General features: G+C 45.0%; 18 protein-coding genes. 13 read left to right on the top strand and 5 right to left on the bottom strand.

Annotated features, from left to right (window positions below):
- Positions 1–220: 220 nt before the first annotated feature.
- Positions 221–1,591 carry a YjiH family protein gene (locus H2O73_RS03735; RefSeq protein WP_182106646.1) on the top strand — a complete coding sequence of 457 codons (1,371 nt, stop codon included), beginning with the start codon at positions 221–223 and terminating at the stop codon, positions 1,589–1,591.
- Between the two features lie 94 nt (positions 1,592–1,685).
- Here the strand turns inward: H2O73_RS03735 and H2O73_RS03730 are convergent, their stop codons facing one another.
- Positions 1,686–2,339 carry a GntR family transcriptional regulator gene (locus H2O73_RS03730; RefSeq protein WP_182106644.1) on the bottom strand — a complete coding sequence of 218 codons (654 nt, stop codon included), beginning with the start codon at positions 2,337–2,339 and terminating at the stop codon, positions 1,686–1,688.
- Between the two features lie 147 nt (positions 2,340–2,486).
- Here H2O73_RS03730 and H2O73_RS03725 point away from each other — a divergent pair, with 147 nt between their 5' ends.
- The 3 genes from H2O73_RS03725 to H2O73_RS03715 all read left to right on the top strand — a co-directional run bounded on the left by H2O73_RS03725 (position 2,487) and on the right by H2O73_RS03715 (position 6,757).
- Complete coding sequence (locus H2O73_RS03725) at positions 2,487–3,842, top strand: FAD-dependent oxidoreductase (protein ID WP_182106642.1); 1,356 nt, start codon at positions 2,487–2,489, stop codon at positions 3,840–3,842.
- A gap of 11 nt (positions 3,843–3,853) precedes the next feature.
- Entirely contained in the window at positions 3,854–4,978 is a 1,125-nt protein-coding gene (locus H2O73_RS03720; protein WP_182106639.1) for a mandelate racemase/muconate lactonizing enzyme family protein, read from the top strand.
- A 174-nt stretch (positions 4,979–5,152) separates the two neighbouring features.
- Positions 5,153–6,757 carry a BCCT family transporter gene (locus tag H2O73_RS03715; protein ID WP_182106637.1) on the top strand — a complete coding sequence of 535 codons (1,605 nt, stop codon included), beginning with the start codon at positions 5,153–5,155 and terminating at the stop codon, positions 6,755–6,757.
- A gap of 158 nt (positions 6,758–6,915) precedes the next feature.
- Here H2O73_RS03715 and H2O73_RS03710 read toward each other — a convergent pair whose 3' ends face one another.
- Entirely contained in the window at positions 6,916–8,250 is a 1,335-nt protein-coding gene (locus H2O73_RS03710) for a DEAD/DEAH box helicase (RefSeq protein ID WP_182106635.1), read from the bottom strand.
- Positions 8,251–8,571: 321 nt separating this feature from the next.
- Here H2O73_RS03710 and H2O73_RS03705 point away from each other — a divergent pair, with 321 nt between their 5' ends.
- Positions 8,572–8,820 carry an Lpp/OprI family alanine-zipper lipoprotein gene (locus H2O73_RS03705; protein ID WP_182106633.1) on the top strand — a complete coding sequence of 83 codons (249 nt, stop codon included), beginning with the start codon at positions 8,572–8,574 and terminating at the stop codon, positions 8,818–8,820.
- Positions 8,821–8,941: 121 nt separating this feature from the next.
- On the opposite strand, the gene H2O73_RS03700 is transcribed toward H2O73_RS03705, so the two are convergent.
- Together H2O73_RS03700 and H2O73_RS03695 are read right to left on the bottom strand one after the other, a co-directional pair.
- Complete coding sequence (locus H2O73_RS03700; protein WP_182106631.1) at positions 8,942–9,727, bottom strand: DUF4198 domain-containing protein; 786 nt, start codon at positions 9,725–9,727, stop codon at positions 8,942–8,944.
- Positions 9,728–9,751: 24 nt separating this feature from the next.
- The gene (locus tag H2O73_RS03695; RefSeq protein WP_182106629.1) at positions 9,752–10,063 is read right to left on the bottom strand and encodes a hypothetical protein; all 312 of its coding nucleotides are present in this window, start codon (positions 10,061–10,063) and stop codon (positions 9,752–9,754) included.
- 232 nt (positions 10,064–10,295) lie between these two features.
- On the opposite strand from H2O73_RS03695, the gene H2O73_RS03690 reads away from it, so the two are divergent.
- Genes H2O73_RS03690 through H2O73_RS22255 form a run of 3 tightly spaced genes read left to right on the top strand, consistent with a single transcriptional unit; the run spans position 10,296 to position 13,242 of the window.
- Positions 10,296–10,529, top strand: coding sequence for a FeoA family protein (locus H2O73_RS03690; RefSeq protein ID WP_182106627.1), 234 nt, complete (start codon positions 10,296–10,298; stop codon positions 10,527–10,529).
- 51 nt (positions 10,530–10,580) lie between these two features.
- Entirely contained in the window at positions 10,581–13,085 is a 2,505-nt protein-coding gene (gene feoB / locus H2O73_RS03685; protein ID WP_246335827.1) for a ferrous iron transport protein B, read from the top strand.
- Between the two features lie 4 nt (positions 13,086–13,089).
- Positions 13,090–13,242: a FeoB-associated Cys-rich membrane protein gene (locus H2O73_RS22255; protein WP_182106625.1), complete on the top strand. Its 153-nt coding sequence runs from the start codon at positions 13,090–13,092 to the stop codon at positions 13,240–13,242.
- A gap of 107 nt (positions 13,243–13,349) precedes the next feature.
- Here H2O73_RS22255 and H2O73_RS03675 read toward each other — a convergent pair whose 3' ends face one another.
- The gene (locus H2O73_RS03675) at positions 13,350–14,225 is read right to left on the bottom strand and encodes an NAD(P)-dependent oxidoreductase (protein ID WP_182106623.1); all 876 of its coding nucleotides are present in this window, start codon (positions 14,223–14,225) and stop codon (positions 13,350–13,352) included.
- 139 nt (positions 14,226–14,364) lie between these two features.
- Here H2O73_RS03675 and H2O73_RS03670 point away from each other — a divergent pair, with 139 nt between their 5' ends.
- The 5 genes from H2O73_RS03670 to catB all read left to right on the top strand — a co-directional run bounded on the left by H2O73_RS03670 (position 14,365) and on the right by catB (position 19,066).
- Complete coding sequence (locus tag H2O73_RS03670) at positions 14,365–15,009, top strand: HAD family hydrolase (RefSeq protein WP_182106954.1); 645 nt, start codon at positions 14,365–14,367, stop codon at positions 15,007–15,009.
- A 304-nt stretch (positions 15,010–15,313) separates the two neighbouring features.
- Entirely contained in the window at positions 15,314–16,264 is a 951-nt protein-coding gene (locus H2O73_RS03665) for an HlyD family secretion protein (RefSeq protein ID WP_182106621.1), read from the top strand.
- Positions 16,265–16,266: 2 nt separating this feature from the next.
- Positions 16,267–17,193, top strand: a complete 927-nt coding sequence (locus H2O73_RS03660; protein WP_182106619.1) for an ABC transporter ATP-binding protein — start codon at positions 16,267–16,269, stop codon at positions 17,191–17,193.
- Positions 17,190–18,290: an ABC transporter permease gene (locus H2O73_RS03655; protein ID WP_182106617.1), complete on the top strand. Its 1,101-nt coding sequence runs from the start codon at positions 17,190–17,192 to the stop codon at positions 18,288–18,290. Before H2O73_RS03660 ends, H2O73_RS03655 begins: the two co-directional genes overlap by 4 nt.
- Positions 18,291–18,433: 143 nt before the next feature.
- The gene (catB, locus tag H2O73_RS03650; protein WP_182106615.1) at positions 18,434–19,066 is read left to right on the top strand and encodes a type B chloramphenicol O-acetyltransferase; all 633 of its coding nucleotides are present in this window, start codon (positions 18,434–18,436) and stop codon (positions 19,064–19,066) included.
- Positions 19,067–19,224: the final 158 nt, after the last annotated feature.

Below are 19,224 nucleotides of genomic sequence, written 5' to 3'. Positions count from 1 at the left end.
TCACCTCAATACAACAAAAACAACATTCACAATACACCTGCCTATAATTCATACAGGCTGCGTGATTTTATGATGAATAAATAGCGATATTTATTGAATAGTATTGCGATCATCACTGAAAAACAGTAGTCTTCGCTAAACTGATTAAATACGGATGTTTAGTGAATAACTATGCCAAGGAGCTTGGCTATTATTGACTAGTTGTAACATGAGAAACGCGATGACAAACAAAACTCAAGCAACCGGGCAAAGCAAACCAAAATCACACTTCTGGATCTTCTTAATTCCTTCTTTGATTGGTGTGTTCTTGTTTATGGCGCCTATTAGCTATAACGGTGACATCACCATTCCAGTTGCGGTATTGGCTAAGTCTATTCAAGCACTCTTTGGCGATTCACTGGTCAGCATTGTGACGGTTATTGTCGCTTTTATGGCTGCCGCTTCGCTACTGTTCCGAATTAAAAACCCAAGCTTTATTGCCAACAATGACTTTCTTAACGGGCTTTTCAACCCATCACCGCTTTGGTTAGCTGTGCGTGTTATTGGTGGTATTGCGGTAGTGATGACTTACTTTCAAATTGGTCCAAAAGCTATTTGGGAAGGCAATACTGGTGGCTTGGTATTGGAAGGTCTGTTACCTACGCTGTTCTCAGTGTTTATTTTTGCTGGTCTTCTGCTGCCGCTACTTTTAAATTTTGGTCTTTTAGAGCTATTCGGTACCCTATTGGCGAAAGTGATGCGCCCTATCTTTAACCTACCTGGCCGCAGCGCGATTGACTGTATGGCTTCTTGGTTAGGTGACGGCAGTGTTGGTATCTTGCTTACCAGCAAGCAATACGAAAACAAATTCTACACTGAACGTGAAGCGGCGGTTGTGGGTACGACTTTCTCGGCGGTTTCGATCACCTTTAGTTTGGTTGTAATCGCTCAAGTTGAACTTGAACATATGTTCCTGCCATTCTATGGCGCCGTTTGTTTAGCCGGTTTTGTTGCGGCAATTATCATCCCTCGCCTACCACCTCTAAGCTACAAGCGTGATACCTTTATCGACGGCACTAAGCCAGCGAAAGATGCGGATGCAATCCCAATGGGGCATTCAAGCTTTACGTGGGGTATGGAACTTGCCCTAGCAAAAGCAGGCAAGGTGAAATCCGTTAAAACGATTTTGATGGAAGGTGTTCACAACGCCGTTGATATGGTGTTTGGTGTACTACCGGTTGTGATGGGCTTAGGTACGGTTGCGTTGGTGATTGCTGAATACACGTCAGTATTTACTTTCTTAGGTCAACCATTCATCCCATACCTTGAACTATTAGGGGTGCCTGAAGCGGCTGAAGCATCTAAAACCATCGTAGTTGGTTTTGCGGATATGTTTATCCCATCTATCCTTGCTGCTTCTATCGACAGTGAAATGACGCGCTTTGTTATTGCAGCTATGTCAGTTACTCAGCTTATTTACATGTCTGAAGTGGGCGCTCTACTACTCGGTAGCCGTATCCCTGTGAACATTTTTGAACTGTTCGCTATCTTCATTCTGCGTACTCTAATCACACTGCCTGTCATTGCTGGTGTGGCTCACTTGATTTTCTAAGTGACAATTTGTTCAAATAGCGAATAGACAAAAGGCTGCCAATTGGCAGCCTTTTTAGTCTCTAACGATCCTATCCAAATATTAGATTAACGGATCACTTGCGCGGTTTGATAGATCGGTACGCCACGTCAGTTAGGTAATCATTCAAGCGATGAGAAGCCGCAACCGCTTCTTCAGCATCAGTATGGCTGACTGCTCTTAGTACCGCCGCATGTAAAGATGAGGCTTCAACTAAGTCAGAATCCATATTCTTAAAAGCAAACCAGAAACGACGTGATAGCCCCTGCAATGGTGCCATTGCCAATTGTAGGTACTCATTGCTTGCCGCTTTAACAAGCACATCATGAATATCTTTTAGTAGCGACGCGTAGAGTTGGTCATCACCATTCTCTGCACAGACTTCTAGTTGCTCGGCTAGAGTAAGCATCTGTTGCTTCTCATCTACACTGGCGCGTGAGGCGGCGTAATTAACACATAACGCTTCAATATCTCGGCGAACTTCTAAGATCTTCAGTTGGCTTTCTACCGATATGATCGGTATTTGAATGCCTCTTCGCGGATGAATTTCCACCATGCATTCATACGCGAGCCTTTGCAGAGCTTCACGAACGGGTGTTCGCCCTAAATCCAACTCTTCAGATAACTGCTTTTCACTCACCATGCTCCCTGGTTCTAATTCGCGGAAGATGATCATTTTCTCAAGCTTGCTGTATGCAACCTCGGTCTTATTGATTGCGTTAACGCTCATGTAGGTTCAATCCCTTTATAAAATCTTTTAGTGAGCAATATCACGTTAAGGAAGAATCTCATTGTACCAGAAAAGAATTTAGGAATATATTTAAAACATACAACTGATATATCAGATGAACATCAGTTATCTATTAGTGAGGTAAGAATGAAATCTTGGAACATTATCCGTCGTTATGAGAGCACACCGGATCTACCTGTGTTAGCAGAAGTAGAGGTGTTGGTCATCGGTGGTGGTCCTGCAGGTGTTGCAGCAGCGGAAAGCGCTGGTCGCCTTGGTAAAAAAACTTGGCTAATTGAAAAGTACGGCTTTTGTGGCGGTGCTGCGGTAGCTGGCTTGTCTGGCACAATCTGTGGCATGTACATGGCAACAGACGAAGAAAACGCACAACCTGAGCAGGTGGTGTACGGTTTTACTGAGCGTTTTCGTCAAGCACTAGAGAACAAAGGTGGCGTTACTGCACCGCAAATTTACGGTAAAACATTCACTGTAACGCACGACCCGCTAGTATGGCGTGAAGTTGCTGATGACTTCCTTGAAGCAGCGAATGTAAAGACGCTATTCCACACTGCAGTGACTGGCGTAATCATGGATGGAGATGCATTTAAAGGTGTGGTGATTGAATCTAACGCCGGTCAAAGCATCATCCTAAGCAAGATGATCGTCGACGCATCTGGTGATGCGGCTGTGGTTGCTCGTGCTGGTATGGATTACTACTTTGGTGACAACGGTCGTATCCAAAACCCAACTATGTTCTTCCGTTTCGGCGGTGTGGACATGGATAAATACCTTGAGTACTACGGTGAAGACACTATCTGTCCACCAAAAGTGACTGAGAACATCCTTGCAGCCAATGCAAGTGGTGATTACGAACTGCCTCGTCACAAAATCTGGATCTTCCCAACCACTCGCGCAAACGAGTTGATGGTGAACGCAACACGTTTAGCCGGCCAAGATGGTCGCATTCTGAACGTGATTGACCCTGAAGATTTCACAGAAGCTGAAGTATTTGGCCGTCGCCAAGTACGTGAATACGCTCGCTTCCTAAACAAGTTTGTTCCGGGTTGTGAAGACGCATTTGTGGTCGATACTGGCGTTGAAGTTGGTATTCGTCAAACACGCTCAATCGTTGGTGTTGAGACACTAACAAACGAAGACGTAGTGAACTGTCGTAAGCGCGAAGATGGCATTTGCCGCACGCCTTGGCCAATTGAACTGCACTCTGGTGATAAACCAAAACTGCATTGGCTACTGAACGATTACTACGACATTCCATTCCACACACTGGTACCAGTTATTGGCGAAAACATCATCGTCGCTGGTCGCTGTTTGAGCGCTGAACACGAAGCTTTAGCTTCGGCTCGCGTAACCGCTCAGTGTTTTGAATTGGGGCACGCTGCTGGTATTGCAGCAGTACAAGCAATTGATACAGATTCGGCAATTCGTGACCTAGATGTTGCGAAGATTCGCGCCGCCATGATTGAAAACGGCTCACGCCTGTAAGGATTAAGACTATGAATGATGTAAAAATTAAACGCGTTGAACTATACGCAGTAGCAGACCGCGAAGCGGCACCGGTGCCATGGGCTGATAACCAAGAGCCACTACTATACACCAACAACATCGTACGTATTATCTGTGATGATGGTACTGAAGGTGCAGGCGCGACAATCAGCTACACAGAGAACGATTTCGACCGTTGTATCATTGAATCACTTCGTACTGTTGTTCCTGGTCTAATTGGTAAAAACCCTCTTGCAACTCAAGAGCTGTACAACTGGCTGCAATCTCGTTGTACTTGGGGCGGTCTTCCGGCGAAATCGCCTATCGATATCGCAGCTTGGGATATCAAAGCGAAAAAAGCGGGCATGCCTCTTTATTTGCTTCTAGGTGGCGCACGCAACAAGATGTTGTCTTACGCTTCTACACCAATGTTTGACACTGTTGAAGAGTACTTCCCGTACCTAGACGACTGTGTTGCACACGGCTTTAAAGCAATCAAACTTCACTGCTACTGTGTGTACGAGAAAGACGTTGCTCTAGTAGACGCAGTTCAAGCTCGCTACGGTGAAACTGGTATCCGCTTCATGCTTGATACTGCAACGTTCTACACGCCAGAGCAAGCAATGGCAATGGCTCGTCGTCTAGAAGGTTACAACTGGGAATGGTTAGAAGCTCCTGTTTCTGACTACGACTACAACACTTACAAGCGCCTAGTGAAGAATACTGACCTTGAAATTTCAAGCCACGGTAACTGCCTACTAACGCTTCAAGAAGTCACTTACGCACTGTCTAAAGAGATGTGGTCAGACGTACGCCAAGATGCAACTGTGTGTGGCGGTATTACACCACTGAACAAGTGTTTCCACATTGCTGAAGGTTTCTCTAAGAACCTTGAAATCCAGTCAATGGGTTACACCTTGACTCAAGCAGCAAACCTGCACGTAGCACTTGCACACAACAACTGTAAGTTCTTCGAACAATTCTACCCATACGACGATTTCGAACTAGCGTCAAAAACAGTCATTCGTACAGACAAAGACGGCTTTGTACACGCTCCTGAAGGTAACGGTCTAGGTATCGAGATGGATTGGGACAAAGTGAAAGAAATGTCTGTGGCATCTTACGTTTTTGAATAATCGTATGTCGCAAGAACAACAATAATTAAATACAGAGACAGCAAAGGCTGACACCTCTTCCTACATTGCGCTTCCCTTCACGTTCTGCTTAATAAAGAACGGGAGGGAAGACAAAACGATGTCAGTTGTCCGTCCGAGTATTCGTAAAATTAGACAATATTGGAAAGTCACACAATGAAATTGAATACTTCAGAAATCGACTGGAAACTTACCTTCGGCAGTTTTGGATTTGTACTGCTACTAGGTATTCTTGCAGTAGTTTACCCAGACGCAGTAAAAAGCTCTATGGGTAGCATGCTAGACTTTACCGTAATTAACTTCGGTTCTGGTTTCCTTTGGTACACCATCTTTGCCACCGGCGCACTACTGTTCCTCGCTTTCTCTAAATACGGTGATATCCGTATGGGTGATAGCAAACCAAAATTCACTAAATTCCAGCTTTTTGCAATGGCACTGTCTGCTGGTATGGGTGCAAGTACCATGTACTGGGGCTTTATTGAAGCAGTTTACTACTTCATGGACCCACAATTTGGTATCACTGACAAAGCAATGGCAATGGAATACGCTTCAGCGTACAACATGTTCCACTGGGGCGCGGCTGGCTGGTTTATCTACCTAATCGTTGCAATCCCATTTGCGGTTGTATTCTACCTAAAAGGCAGCCGTCGCATGAGCCTAAGTGGTGTTATCAATGCACTATTTAATGACCGCCTACCAGGTTGGGCGCAGAAGTTCATCGACCTACTGTTCATCATCACGACGCTAGCAGCAACAGCACTAACTCTGGGTCTTGGTATTCCAATGATCTCATCAAACCTAGCAAGCTTAACTGGCATTCCAGATAACTTGATGTTGGGTATTGGCGTTATCCTAGGTCTGTCTGTGATCTTCTCTATGAGTTCATACATCGGTATCGAAAAAGGTATGGCTCGTCTATCAAGCGCAACAATCTACATCTGTGCGGCGTTTGTAGGCATTATCTTCATCATCGGTCCTTCAGCACTGATCATGAACAACCTAACCAACGGTATTGGTGTGATGCTTTCGGAATACATCCGTATGAGCACTAACACTGACCCATACGGTACAACACTGTTCCCTCAATACTGGACTGTGTTCTTCCTAGCGAACTGGATCTCTTACTCTCCTGGTGTGGGCGTATTCATCACTAAGATCATCCAAGGTCAAAAGCTACGTGACGTTATCCTAATCCTAGTTATCGGCGGCACAATGGGTTCTGCGGTTATCTTTGGTGTGTGTGGTACGTTCTCTATGGATCTGATCAACACTGGTGTTATCGATGGCGTTAAACTGATTGGCGAAGGTCAACCGACTGAACTGGTAAAACAGATCTTTAACTCAACGTCTATCCCAATGGTTCTAACTGCGATTTACCTAGTGACGATGATTCTGTTCACAGTAACAACGCTAGATGGTACTTCTTACTCTCTAGCGGGCATCGCAACAAAACAACTGGATGACGAAGCGAACGTAAACCCAATGTTCCGTCTGTTCTGGTGTCTACTATTGACTGCACTGCCAATCATCTTCCTATTGATTAATGCAGACCTGAACATTCTAAAAGCGTTCCCAGTACTGATTATCGTGTTGATTGTACCTGTGTTCTTTGTTGCTGCAGTGAAAACTCTGCAATACCTAAAACTGAACTACAACTCAATCATGGCTCACCAACTTGAGCAAGATAAGCTGCTAGGTCTTGAGACTGAACAGGAAACTCAAGCTGAAACAGCAACGCAAAAACCAGCTATCCAAGCGTAAGTTTGAAGTAGTTTGGCAATAGAAATAAGTCATAAGCAAAAAGCACCGCAATGCGGTGCTTTTTTTTATTCTGCAAAATCAATGATTCGCATGATCTCGTTGTTCGGGGTATAAAAAAGGCCACCAACGGTGACCTTTCATTACTTACAAGTATCTATTTACTCGTCATCAACCTTAGGCGCGACTTTCTTCTTTGGAATAAAGACAGTGTCACCCACAGCAACGTGTTGGTAGAAGCTCTTATCACGCTTAACAGGTTTCTTCGCCGTTTTCTTCGCTTGGTTATTGCCTTTCTTACGGTAATCCGTCTTACCTTTTGGCGCAGCCGGTTTCGGTGGCTTAATACCCTTAAACTTACCTTTCAAACCTTCCAAGGTTGAGAAAGCTAAGTCTTGTTGCAAGAAAGCTTCAACGCGTTTAAAGCTATCCCAGTCTTTTGGACCAACAAGAGACACAGCGTCACCTTTGTTACCCGCGCGACCAGTACGACCGACGCGGTGTACGTATTCTTCGGTATGCTTTGGCATATCAAAGTTAACCACGTGCGTTACGTTGGCAATGTCCAAACCACGAGAGGCAATATCTGTCGTCACAAGGATCTTAAATACTGCACGCTCAAACTGGCTCATAATGGTGTTACGTTGCGTTTGAGTTAAGCCACCACTTAGTGCGACAGCTTTTAGCTTTTGCTCGTTCAACTTCACCGTTAGACGCTCGGTATCGGCACGCGTGGCAGTGAAGATGATCAACTGACGATAGTTCGCTTCTTCTAATACGCGGTCTAAAATCGCTTCTTTGTGATCAAGGTGATCACAAAGGTAGAATTTTTGCGTGATGTCTTGGTGTTCCTGGTTGCCCACACCAATCGCAATGCGCTTTGGTGAGTCTTGCATCTCTGCCGCAATCTCATTCATTTCTGCGTGATCAAGCGTGGCTGAGAACATCAAGGTTTGACGACGACGGTGTTTCGCTGCTTTATGAATGCGGCGAAGTTCTGGTGCAAAGCCCAGATCCAACATACGGTCAGCTTCATCCAAGATCAGCGTTTCTAAGCCATCAAGGAAAAGAGATTTATGCTCAAGGTGATCCGCTAAACGTCCTGGCGTTGCCACGATAAATTTAGGGTAACGGCGTAACGCTTTTTGTTGGTCGTTGAAGTTCTCACCACCCACGACCAATGTCGCGTCGTAGCTCAAGCCACCTAGCATTGCGCGTAGCTCACCATATACCTGTTTCGCCAACTCACGCGTTGGTGCCAAAATCAAACCACGAGGGTCTTTTGCCGAGAAAGCTTTGCTCTTAAGTGATTTATGCAACATCGGTAACACAAACGCTAAGGTCTTACCCGAACCTGTTTTTGATGACGCCAACAAATCTTTACCCGCGATCGCAACAGGGATCGCTTGTCTTTGAATGTCGGTCGGCTTCTTAAAGGCATAGTGGTTCAAGGTCTTTAATAAGCGATTATCTAGGCCTAAATCTTTAAACTGCAAAGTCTTCTCCAGGGCAGGTATTATTTGGCAAACATGCTTTCGTTGCCATCAATTAAAAAATAACAGGTAATGATACATCGAAGCTGACTATAGGGATAGAGATCACAGAAAATATTCGCACAGTCACTTGACGAAATCGTGAACAGTAACTTGTAATTTTAGTACGTTTTTGTATCAGTCGTACGAATAGAGGCTAAATTCTTGGATTATTTTGACTTTTTTAGACTGTTAAATTAGATAATTAGAGCTACACTATGTTTGTTGCTATACATTTATAGGTATAGGACATTAATGATACTTACAAATGCAAGGAGTTCATCCATGAACAAAATGTTTATCGCAGCTGCAGCGACTTCAGTTCTTCTACTAGCTGGTTGTGCATCAGGTCCAGACGAAGCAACAACTGCAAAACTTGACGAACTAAGCAACCAAGTAAGTCAGCTTAGCCAAGACGTACAAGCTCTAAATTCTGATGTACAAAAATCTGGTAGCGCAGCGATGGCAGCACAAGAAGAAGCAGCACGCGCTAACGAACGTATCGACAACATTGCGCAATCTTACACTAAGTAAGACCGCCTAATGTTCAACTACGTTTGAGTTGCGGTAGCAACTGGAATGCAGTGAACTCACTTATGAGCTCATAGATAAATCCGATATCATTGATATCGGATTTTTTTATTGGCGTGAGTCGTTACAGGTTTTGAGCCTCTATCCATAGGACCGCGTCCTGAGATAGCTCTTTACCCTTAAATTCAGTATCAGGGCCAGAACCTAGACAAGCTAAGCCCCATTTACCCGCAGTAGGAATACCAAAAGTGAACATACCTTGCTCATCTGTCACTGCAACAATAGCAGACGCTGGTGTTGCACGATGTTTATCCTGGCCGAAGGCATTCGCTTTAGTATCAATGTCCGTATTGATAAATTCTATTTCACACTCAACACCCGCTTTTGGTTTACCTTCCGATAACAGTTGACCAGTAAACGTGCTGCCAGCAAAGATCTGATACGGCTTGTTCTTAGGCACGATCTCTGTTTTTAAACCAACTGGCGCATCCCAACCTGTTGGTAAGCCACCTTTGTTGATATAGCGCTTGGTGATCTGCTGAATATAAATGTCTTCACCACCTTCATAATAAGGTGCCGGTACAAGACCAAAGATGTAATCACCATTACGACGTGCTTTGTACTCAATTTGATAAGCAGCGGCTTTGTTGTCGTGACCACTCCAAGTAATCTTTTTCAGGTCTTTAAGAAGATCACTCTTCTTATCTTTAAACATCACAAAGAACTGTTCAGGTTGCCCCATATCCATGACATGACCATTCTCCATTGGGTGACCAAACACCAGCTTCATGTCTAAAGTCGTCGGTTTCTCTAACTGTGATGTGGGTGTATACATCAGTTGAAAGTGAGCCTGAGAAGCGGCTGAAAGAGTAAGTGCGACTGCACCGGCGACTAATGCTATTTTCTTCATTTCTATTTCCCTAAAAAGATTTAATTATTCAACGATATCCTTGCCTTCAATCTCGATTGAATGGCCAGGACCTGCTTTAAATAGAACTTTGTAATCAACGGATGGCTTTTGGAATTCGAACTCACCATCTTCATTCATTTCGCTTTTGATCAGCTCTTTTCCGTTCGCATCCAGCACTAGCATTTCCACGCCAGCGGCCGAAGATCCGTCAGAGAATCCGCCTTCACACAAAATGGTGTTGTCCCCAAAGTCATAACATGAACATAAAGGGGTATGTGCCATCGCCATACCCGGTAACAGTGCACCTAGCACCAAACTCAATGTCATTTTTTTCATTGTGGTTTCCTGTCCAATTTTGCTAATTCTCAAGTACATCTATCCAAAGACGGGCAGACGCGTTTAAAAAGCAGCCTAATCAATCAGTTAGTTGATTGAAAGTGATAGTTATTATCATCTGCATTTATATTGATCTAAATCATCTTAATGATAATCATTTCTATTATCACTTCTTCTACCGCTTTGTGGGTAGTAGCATGTTGACCAATATTTATTCGTCTGGTCTTTGAATATGAGAACCTCCCTCAGCAAAATACTCCCTGGAACCAAAGGGATAATTGTCTCCCACCATGCACAGGGAGCGATTAGACAGCGCTTATTAGATTTAGGCTTGATGCCTGAAATGGAAGTCGAACTGATTCGTTATGCTCCAATGGGCGACCCAATAGAGATAAAAGTTGGCTTAACAAATGTGGTGATTCGCAAAACAGAAGCTGAAACCGTCACGATTGACGTCAACAAATAACAAAGCAACAAAACAAACATAGCCAGAAGCAATGAGCTACTCAGGAACGCAATGATGCAACGTAAGAAAATCCTGCTCGCCGGACAGCAGAACGCTGGAAAATCAACCATATTCAACATGCTTACTGGTGCTAGGCAGCATGTTGCCAACTATCCCGGTGTCACGGTTGACAAAAAAACCGGCTACTTTTCCAATCAAAATGGCGCTTATCAGCTGGTTGATCTTCCCGGAACTTATAGCCTAACAAGCTATTCCCTGGAGGAGCGCGTTGCGCGAAAAGCATTGAGGGAAGAGAATGCCGACGTTGTGATTAACGTTATGGACGCAGCAAACATTGCTCGTTCCTTACACCTCACTCTGCAATTGTTGGAACTAGAGCTTCCAGTCGCTGTGGTACTGAACATGATGGATGTGGCAAAAAAAGAAGGCATCCAGATAGATACTGCCAAACTTGCCGAGAAACTGAATGTGCCAGCCGTAGAATGTGTTGGTCGCTTAGGTAAAGGGGTTGAGAAGATAGCTCTTGCTATTGATAGCGCGGCGCCCAGCCGCTTTAACATTGCCTACCCGATGCTAGAAGAGACCATTTCGCAGCTTGAAGAGCAGTTAGAGAAGCGACACATCGAGAACGCACCCGCTTTACGCTGGTTAGCCTTGCGATTATTGGAAAATGATCAGCAAACATTAGAGTGGATGGCATCATCGCTGCCAGCTCAGTCTGTGGAAGAGATCCGAGAATTTATTGCCGCGCAGCAAAATTGTGTAAAGCAAACGCTCAACATCGAAGTCAACGATTACATCGTCGCGCAACGTCAGATAGCAGTCTCCGAGCTATTAGCCCAATGTGTTGTGTTTACGCATCAAGATACTAGTAAGGTCTCCTTCACAGATAAGCTCGACCGTGTGGTACTAAACCGATTTGGCGCCCCACTCTTTTTAATTGCTACTGTCTTTTTCATCTATCAAAGCTCCATCGTCTATGGGTATGAATTAACCAACTATTGGTGGCCGTATTTGGCTTCGTTACGTGAAATCATCGCCAATTTATTACCCGATGCAGGCTTTTTGTATGATCCTTACGTTCGCTCTTTAGGGCTTTGGATCGTAGACTCCGCCAACACATTGCTGAACTACATTCCCATCTTCCTAATTTTGTTTGCTTTGATCGCCATTTTAGAAGACTCCGGTTATATGGCGCGTATTGCGTTTATCTCAGATAAAGTGCTGCACAAATTCGGTCTTCATGGGCAAAGTACGCTGCCGATGATCCTCGCGGGGGTTTTCGCCGGAGGCTGCGCTGTACCGGGAGTAATGGCGACAAAAGGGATACCAGACAACCGAGCAAGGCTAGCCACGATACTAACTATCCCCTATATGAACTGCTTGGCAAAAATTCCACTCTACACCTTGCTACTCAGTATTTTCTTTGTCGAAGACAAGTCTTTAATGACCTTCTATATCTCGACAATTAGCATTATATCTGCGCTGTTAGTGGCCAAGTTGCTCACCAAAACCGTGTTGCGAAAAACAGAAACAGCGCCATTCGTTATGGAACTCCCGCGTTACAACATTCCAACTGTCCGCAGTGTCGTCACCCGTTCATTGGAACGAACATGGGTATACATTCGCAAAGTGGGCACCATTGTTATTGCCGTTTCCACAGTGATTTTCGCCCTACTTCAATTCCCAGGTGTGCCTGAAGCACAGCAACAAGAGTTCCAAAAAAGTGCAGAACACGCGGTAGTTAAATTTGAAAAGGCGATTAGCAAAACCCGCTATGCCAATGCCTTTGACGACAGATCCCTGCCCGCTTTAGTCAATTTTTATACTGACTTCAAACGCGCGAAACTCAATGCGAAAGGCGCAGCGGCATCGAAGAAAGTTGGAGAGAAGTTTAAAACCCGTAACAGCGAATTTTATACGGTGATAGCCCCACCTAAAGGTGATAAAGACGCCAAAACCGTCAGTCGTGCACTGCGCAAGCTCTCTTCTGCACGAAAGAAAATACGTCGAGAAATGAAAGAAGTACGCCTAGAAGCCTCTTTATTGGGTAGCTTTGGGCGTTCATTAGAGCCCGTCACTCAATACGCTGGATTCGATTGGAAGATCAACGTTGCACTGTTCTCTTCGTTTGCCGCTCGTGAAAGTAGCGTGGCGACACTGGGGGTACTGTTCCAACAAGATGAAGAGAGCAATCAAAAGCTTGAACAACGCATGAGTGACTCAACTGAATTCGCCGCACACGGTGAAATCGCGGCGGTCGCATTGATCCTATTCTTTATTCTTTACCCGCCATGCCTTGCGACTGTGATGATCATTAAGGTACAGACGGGCGAATACAAATGGATGCTGCTGTCGATATTTCTACCAACTTTGATCGGTTTTACAGTGGCAACAATGATTTATTCCATTGGTAGCCGCTTTAACTTAGCCGGTATAGAGTTGATGTCATTGGCGTACTTTAGCGCGCTGATACTGCTGGTGCTGCTTGGCTGCAAAGATTGGTTAAAGCGGAAAATGCTACCTGATGAAATCCCAATCAAAAATATAAGGTAACGACATGTACGAACAAGCATTTAGTTTTTGGGACATCACCCTGACCACGCTCATTGTTGCTGGTACTGCGTATTATATTTATCACAAGCTATTTCGTAAGAAGAATGGTTGCGGCTCTGGCTGCAGTTCTTGCCCCAGTTCGATAAAAAAGAAATGACCCATTGATGTTGCCCAAGGTTTACTCCGTTGAACATTCACATTCCGGAGTAAACCTTTCGCGCTGACGGTGATTGAATCACCTGTAGTGTTACCCAGTCACTGGGCTTACTTATTCGCACACGCTTTGATTAGCACAGAGGTATCCATTCGCCCCAAACCCTGCTGCTGCAGTTGCTCATATTGTTGATCGACATTTTTCGTCAACGGCAGATCTAAACCAACACGCTCTGCTTCTTCCAGGCAAAAACCAAGATCTTTTCGCATCCAATCAATGGCAAAACCGAAATCAAATTTGTCTTGCGCCATCGTCACAGCGCGGTTTTCCATTTGCCATGAACCCGCAGCGCCGTGCTTAAGGGTTTCAACCACTTGTTCAATATCTAAACCTGATTTCTGCGCCAGTAGAATAGCTTCGCTCAAACCTTGCAAAACCCCTGCAATGCAAATTTGATTCACCATTTTACAACGCTGACCTTGCCCATTTTTGCCTAATAAAGTGATTTGTTTGGCGTACACATCCATAACAGGTGCAACGAGATCAAATGTTGCTTGTTCACCACCACACATAATGGTTAACACGCCATTTTCTGCGCCTGCTTGCCCACCCGAAACCGGAGCATCAATAAATTCATGGTTTTGTTTCTTCGCCGCTTCAGCAAGTTCAACCGCGAGGTTGGCAGAAGTCGTCGTATGATCAACAAGAATCGCGCCCGCTTTTAAACCTGCTAACACTCCGTCTTCACCGTACACAACACTGCGTACATCATTGTCATTACCCACACAGACGAAAACAATATCGCTACCTTCTGCTGCCTGCTTTGGTGTTTGGCACGCGATACCCTGAAATTCTGCTTGCCACTGCTCTGCTTTTGAATAAGTACGGTTATAGACTCGTGTTGTATAGCCTGCTTTACGCAAGTAGCCTGCCATTGGGTATCCCATTACCCCTAAGCCAATAAAAGCAACTGTTTTACTTTCCATGTTTAACTCCGATTTATATTGTCAAAATGAGTGTACCAAACTGAGCATTTTCTCTAACGCTTTTTTTCAAATTTTCATTCAGTTAGTGAACACTTCTATGTCAGAATGAGAATCTAATTTTCCGATGTTTATTACCCCTATGAACTATAAAGCCGCAATATTTGATATGGATGGTTTGCTACTGGATACTGAACGCTTATGTATGCGTATTTTCCAGCAAGCCTGCGAAACATTAAGCCTTCCTTTTCACAAAGACGCTTACTTGTCTATCATCGGTCGAAATTCGGCAGGTATAGAGGTCATCCTTCGCAATGCTTATGGTGATGATTTGCCAAAGCTACACCAAGAGTGGAAGCAAAATTATGATGCGATTACGCATCATCAAGCGATTGATTTAAAAGACGGTGTCATTGAGCTACTACAATGGCTCAAAGAGAACAATATCCCCACTTGTGTCGCGACATCAACGCGCAAAGAGTTGGCCAAAATCAAATTGGATCTTGCGGGTATTAGTGGCTACTTTGATAACCTCACCTGCGGTTGCGAGGTTGAACACGGTAAGCCAAATCCTGAGATCTATCTACTCGCCGCAAGTCGACTTGGTATCGAGCCAAGTAATTGCCTAGCGTTTGAAGATTCTAACAACGGTGTACTTGCTGCGGTTTCTGCCGGAATGCAGACTTTCCAAATTCCTGATTTAGTGGAGCCTAGCGACGAAATCATCGCACTAGGTCACGCTATTAAACCGTCACTGGCTGATGTTCTGCACAAGCTAAAGTCATAGCCATTATTGGTTTGGACCTCTGCTCTCTCAGGGGTTCAAACGTATTATCTTAAAATCGTAACCACACCTCTCATTCTCCTCGGTTCTAAATCCGAATAAGCGACATCCAACTAGCCAAACTTAACCTCGCATCTCAAGACGATTTGACTATATTCATCACTTGATGAATATTTGAGGAATTATGTTTCTTTTCTTAGTGTTAAGAATAGGATTACTCTATAGCTAAGTTAGTTACTTGATCACACCCAGAGCTTACGTTTTCAACTAAGCTGCCAATAAACCAACTCGTTAAGAGACTTAGTGCATGAAAAGAATTCTATTAAGCACCCTACTGTTCACGATGCTTGTGGCATGTTCTCCTATAGAAAAACAGAAAGCATTAGGTACTTTAGAGCGAGATCGCGTCACCTTCTCTGCCACCGCCAATGAAATTATCCGTCAATTACCGGTAAAAGAAGGTAGCCTGGTAAAACAAGGCGATGTGTTGGTCCGTTTAGACACCAAGAACCAAATGGCTGTTCTCGCTCATGCGATTGCAGAGCAAGCCAAAGCTGACGCCTACCTGCTGAAGCTCACAAACGGCGAGAGACCAGAAGACATAGCCGCAGCGCAAGCTCGAGTTGTCCGCAGCCAAGCACAACTGACCGAAGCACAAAAAAACTACCGACGAAAAGCCGAATTGGTGCGTAAAAAACTCATCAGCCAATCTGACAAAGATACCGCACTGGCTGCTCGTGACTCTGCGCGTGCAGAACTCGACTCCGCTAATGAGGAATTTAGCAAACTCACTGCTGGTTCGCGTTTAGAAGATATTGAACAAGCAAGAGCGGCGCTAGCGGCGGTTCAAGCCGATGTGGTATTGCAACAGCAAAAGTTGGATGAACTGACCATTGTTGCGACTCGTGATGGCGTGTTAGACAACCTACCTTATAACCTAGGCGAACGTGTCCCCGTCAACGGCATTGTGGCAGTGGTTCAAGCAAGCCAAATCCCTTATGCTCGTGTCTATGTACCGGCAGACTATCGCGTGACGTTCGTCCCTGGAAAAAAAGTACACGTCTTCGTTGACGGAGTAGAACAACCTTATGATGGCACGGTGCGTTGGGTTGCGACAGAACCCTCTTTTACTCCTTACTACGCGCTAACAGAAGAAGAGCGCTCACGGCTGATGTATCTCGCCGAGGTCGATTTAAGTGATAACGCTGTCGAACTCCCTTCAGGGTTATCAGCGCAAGTTGCGCTAGGAGAGGAGTAAGCATGTCGGAATTTGCCATCCAAGCCAGTAACGTCGTAAAAAAATTTGGTGACTTCACTGCCATTGAAGGGATCAACCTAAACGTGAAGAAAGGCAGCATCTATGGCTTCCTTGGTCCAAATGGGTGTGGCAAATCAACCACCATCCGCGTGCTAACTGGGCTACTCAGCCCAACCTCTGGTGAGGTGGATGTGCTTGGGCTAAAGATCCCCAAGCAATCAGAATTGCTGCGGCTAAAGATCGGCTATATGACGCAAAAGTTTTCCCTTTATGATGACCTGACCGTTGAAGAAAACTTGCAGTTTATTGGTCAAATATTTGGCATGACCAATCCCGAACTTCGGCAACGACTTGATCAACAGTTGAGCACTTATGGTCTTGATCAACGCCGAAAACAACGCGTTGGTGGGATGAGTGGTGGACAAAAACAACGCTTGTCTCTTGCCGCTGCCACCATGCATAACCCTGAACTACTGTTTCTTGATGAACCCACCTCGGCGGTTGACCCGGAAAACCGTCGTGAGTTTTGGGAACAACTGTTTGATTTGAGTGATCAAGGCACCACAATTTTGGTCACGACACACTACATGGATGAGGCAGAGAGATGCCATCGTCTAGCTATTATGGAGTCAGGGTTGATTCGCGCTGATGGCGAGCCTGAGCGATTGATGGCACAGATGGGCGTCAACATTGTTGAAGTAAAAGCCCCTGCATTACGGGCGCTAAAAGAAAAATTGCTGTTACGTAACGAAGTACGCTCTGCTGCCCAACTTGGCATCCGCCTACGCGTGCTGATCCACAATCATGTCGACAATCCGATGCAGTGGTTACGTCAACAGTTTCCCGAGATCGCAAACTCAGAGATGAATATCGCCCGTCCTAGCTTAGAAGATGTCTTTGTCACGGTAACTGGGGAGGGACGACAATGATCAAGTCTCTTGCTCGCATGAAAGCCATTATGTTCAAAGAGATCCGTCAGCTTTCTCGAGACCGGATCACCTTTGGTATGGTGGTAATGATCCCATTAATTCAATTATTGTTGTTTGGTTTTGCCATCAACACTGATGTGCGCGATATTCCTGTTGCGGTGGTGGACCAAAGCCAAAGCGCCGCAGGGCGAGTGTTAACCGAATCGGTGAGAGTGACTCAAGTAGTCGAAATCACACAACGCTATGCAACGCCCCAAGAGGCGGAGCAAGCCATTCAAGACGGCATTGTACGAGCGGCTCTCATTTTACCTGCCGATTTGACCCAGCGAATGGCACAAGGTCGAGTACTTGGACAGTGGATTGTTGATGGCTCAGACACCATGATAAGCGGTGCGATTAAAGCACTGCAAAATATGCCATTGACCGATTTTGATTTTGAGATCAAACCACAAATCCAGAAAACCTTTGAAGTCGCCTTATTTTATAACCCAAGCCAACGCTCTGCGGTAAACATTGTTCCCGGTCTGCTTGGGGTCATTTTAACTATGACGATGATTTTGTTTACCAGTGCCGCTATCGTACGCGAGCGTGAGCGAGGCAATTTAGAACTCCTGATCACCACTCCTATTCATTCAATGGAGTTGATGGTCGCGAAAATAGTACCGTACATTTTTGTTGGCTTGATTCAAGTGGTGATCATTCTTGGACTGGGGCATTTTATTTTTGGTGTACCAATCAATGGCGCACTAAGCCAAATTTTGCTTGGCACATTACTGTTTATCTCGGCAAGTTTAACCCTCGGCTTAGTGATTTCCACCATTGCGATTACCCAGTTACAAGCCATGCAAATGACGGTGTTCATATTGCTACCTTCAATCTTGTTATCTGGCTTTATGTTTCCTTATGAAGCTATGCCGGTTGCGGCGCAATGGATATCTGAAGTATTGCCCGCAACACACTTTATGCGCTTGATCAGAGGCATTGTATTACGCGGCGCCGATCTACTCGATCTTTGGCGAGACACCTTATGGCTTGCAGGTTTTACCATCCTTGGTTTGGTGGTGGCATCAAAACGCTTTAAAAAATCCCTCGACTAAATCCTATCGGGCGCTGTTGTTATTGCAGCGCCTTTTACTCTGAGTTCAATTTAGAAAACGAATTAAAAGCGGAATCCTATCGGTGAGTTAGCTATACTCACAAGCTATTAATAGAATGAAACTATCGTAAGAAACGCTTCTTTATGACCAATTATTTTGATAGCCCGTTTGTGGGCAAATCACTCCAAGAACAAGTCACCAATCCTAATATCATTGTTGGTAAACACAGCTATTACTCCGGTTACTACCACCAGCATAGCTTTGATGATTGCGCCCGTTACCTACTCCCTGACCGTGATGATGTTGACAAGCTAATCATCGGTCACTACTGCTCTATCGGTTCAGGGGCTGCGTTTATCATGGCGGGTAATCAAGGGCATCGCCATGATTGGGTCTCAACCTTTCCGTTTTACTACCAAAATAAGCCAAGTTTCGAGGGTGCCAAAGATGCGTTTGAGCGTGCTGGCGATACTGTCATTGGTAATGATGTCTGGATTGGTTCTGAAGCAATGATCATGGCAGGCGTGACTGTTGGAGATGGCGCCGTAATTGCGAGCCGCGCAGTGGTCACCAGAGACGTCGCCCCATATTCTATCGTTGGCTCAAATCCCGCAAAGCACATTCGCTTTCGTTTCGCCGCAGAACAAATTGAGAAACTGGTAGAAATGCAGTGGTGGAATTGGTCTGATGAACAGATCAAGCAAGCTATGCCGCACCTTTGCTCAAACGATATTGAATCTTTGTATCACTATTGGCGCCAATACGTACAAGCTTGATGTTTCAACATCATCATCTGCGCCGTATTGACAGGTTAACACTACGATTAAACTGTCAATGGTATCGCTCTTCGTTGGTTTGGGTGTTTCATCAACACGACGGATCATCGCATTAAAAGAGACCTTGCCGTATCTTCAACCTAGCCTAAACCACCAAT

Source organism: Vibrio marinisediminis, assembly GCF_014050145.1.
In the GTDB taxonomy this organism is placed as follows: domain Bacteria; phylum Pseudomonadota; class Gammaproteobacteria; order Enterobacterales; family Vibrionaceae; genus Vibrio; species Vibrio marinisediminis.
Note: the sequence above shows the minus strand (reverse complement) of the source record. Positions and strands in the feature narration are given on the sequence as shown.

Excerpts from the sequence above, each read along its gene's own strand:
- H2O73_RS03735 (WP_182106646.1), top strand. The coding sequence starts at position 221 with ATGACAAACAAAACTCAAGCAACCGGGCAAAGCAAACCAAAATCACAC.
- H2O73_RS03730 (WP_182106644.1), bottom strand. The coding sequence starts at position 2,339 with ATGAGCGTTAACGCAATCAATAAGACCGAGGTTGCATACAGCAAGCTT.
- H2O73_RS03725 (WP_182106642.1), top strand. The coding sequence starts at position 2,487 with ATGAAATCTTGGAACATTATCCGTCGTTATGAGAGCACACCGGATCTA.
- H2O73_RS03720 (WP_182106639.1), top strand. The coding sequence starts at position 3,854 with ATGAATGATGTAAAAATTAAACGCGTTGAACTATACGCAGTAGCAGAC.
- H2O73_RS03715 (WP_182106637.1), top strand. The coding sequence starts at position 5,153 with ATGAAATTGAATACTTCAGAAATCGACTGGAAACTTACCTTCGGCAGT.
- H2O73_RS03705 (WP_182106633.1), top strand. The coding sequence starts at position 8,572 with ATGAACAAAATGTTTATCGCAGCTGCAGCGACTTCAGTTCTTCTACTA.
- H2O73_RS03700 (WP_182106631.1), bottom strand. The coding sequence starts at position 9,727 with ATGAAGAAAATAGCATTAGTCGCCGGTGCAGTCGCACTTACTCTTTCA.
- H2O73_RS03695 (WP_182106629.1), bottom strand. The coding sequence starts at position 10,063 with ATGAAAAAAATGACATTGAGTTTGGTGCTAGGTGCACTGTTACCGGGT.
- H2O73_RS03690 (WP_182106627.1), top strand. The coding sequence starts at position 10,296 with ATGAGAACCTCCCTCAGCAAAATACTCCCTGGAACCAAAGGGATAATT.
- feoB (WP_246335827.1), top strand. The coding sequence starts at position 10,581 with ATGATGCAACGTAAGAAAATCCTGCTCGCCGGACAGCAGAACGCTGGA.
- H2O73_RS22255 (WP_182106625.1), top strand. The coding sequence starts at position 13,090 with ATGTACGAACAAGCATTTAGTTTTTGGGACATCACCCTGACCACGCTC.
- H2O73_RS03675 (WP_182106623.1), bottom strand. The coding sequence starts at position 14,225 with ATGGAAAGTAAAACAGTTGCTTTTATTGGCTTAGGGGTAATGGGATAC.
- H2O73_RS03670 (WP_182106954.1), top strand. The coding sequence starts at position 14,365 with ATGAACTATAAAGCCGCAATATTTGATATGGATGGTTTGCTACTGGAT.
- H2O73_RS03665 (WP_182106621.1), top strand. The coding sequence starts at position 15,314 with ATGAAAAGAATTCTATTAAGCACCCTACTGTTCACGATGCTTGTGGCA.
- H2O73_RS03660 (WP_182106619.1), top strand. The coding sequence starts at position 16,267 with ATGTCGGAATTTGCCATCCAAGCCAGTAACGTCGTAAAAAAATTTGGT.
- H2O73_RS03655 (WP_182106617.1), top strand. The coding sequence starts at position 17,190 with ATGATCAAGTCTCTTGCTCGCATGAAAGCCATTATGTTCAAAGAGATC.
- catB (WP_182106615.1), top strand. The coding sequence starts at position 18,434 with ATGACCAATTATTTTGATAGCCCGTTTGTGGGCAAATCACTCCAAGAA.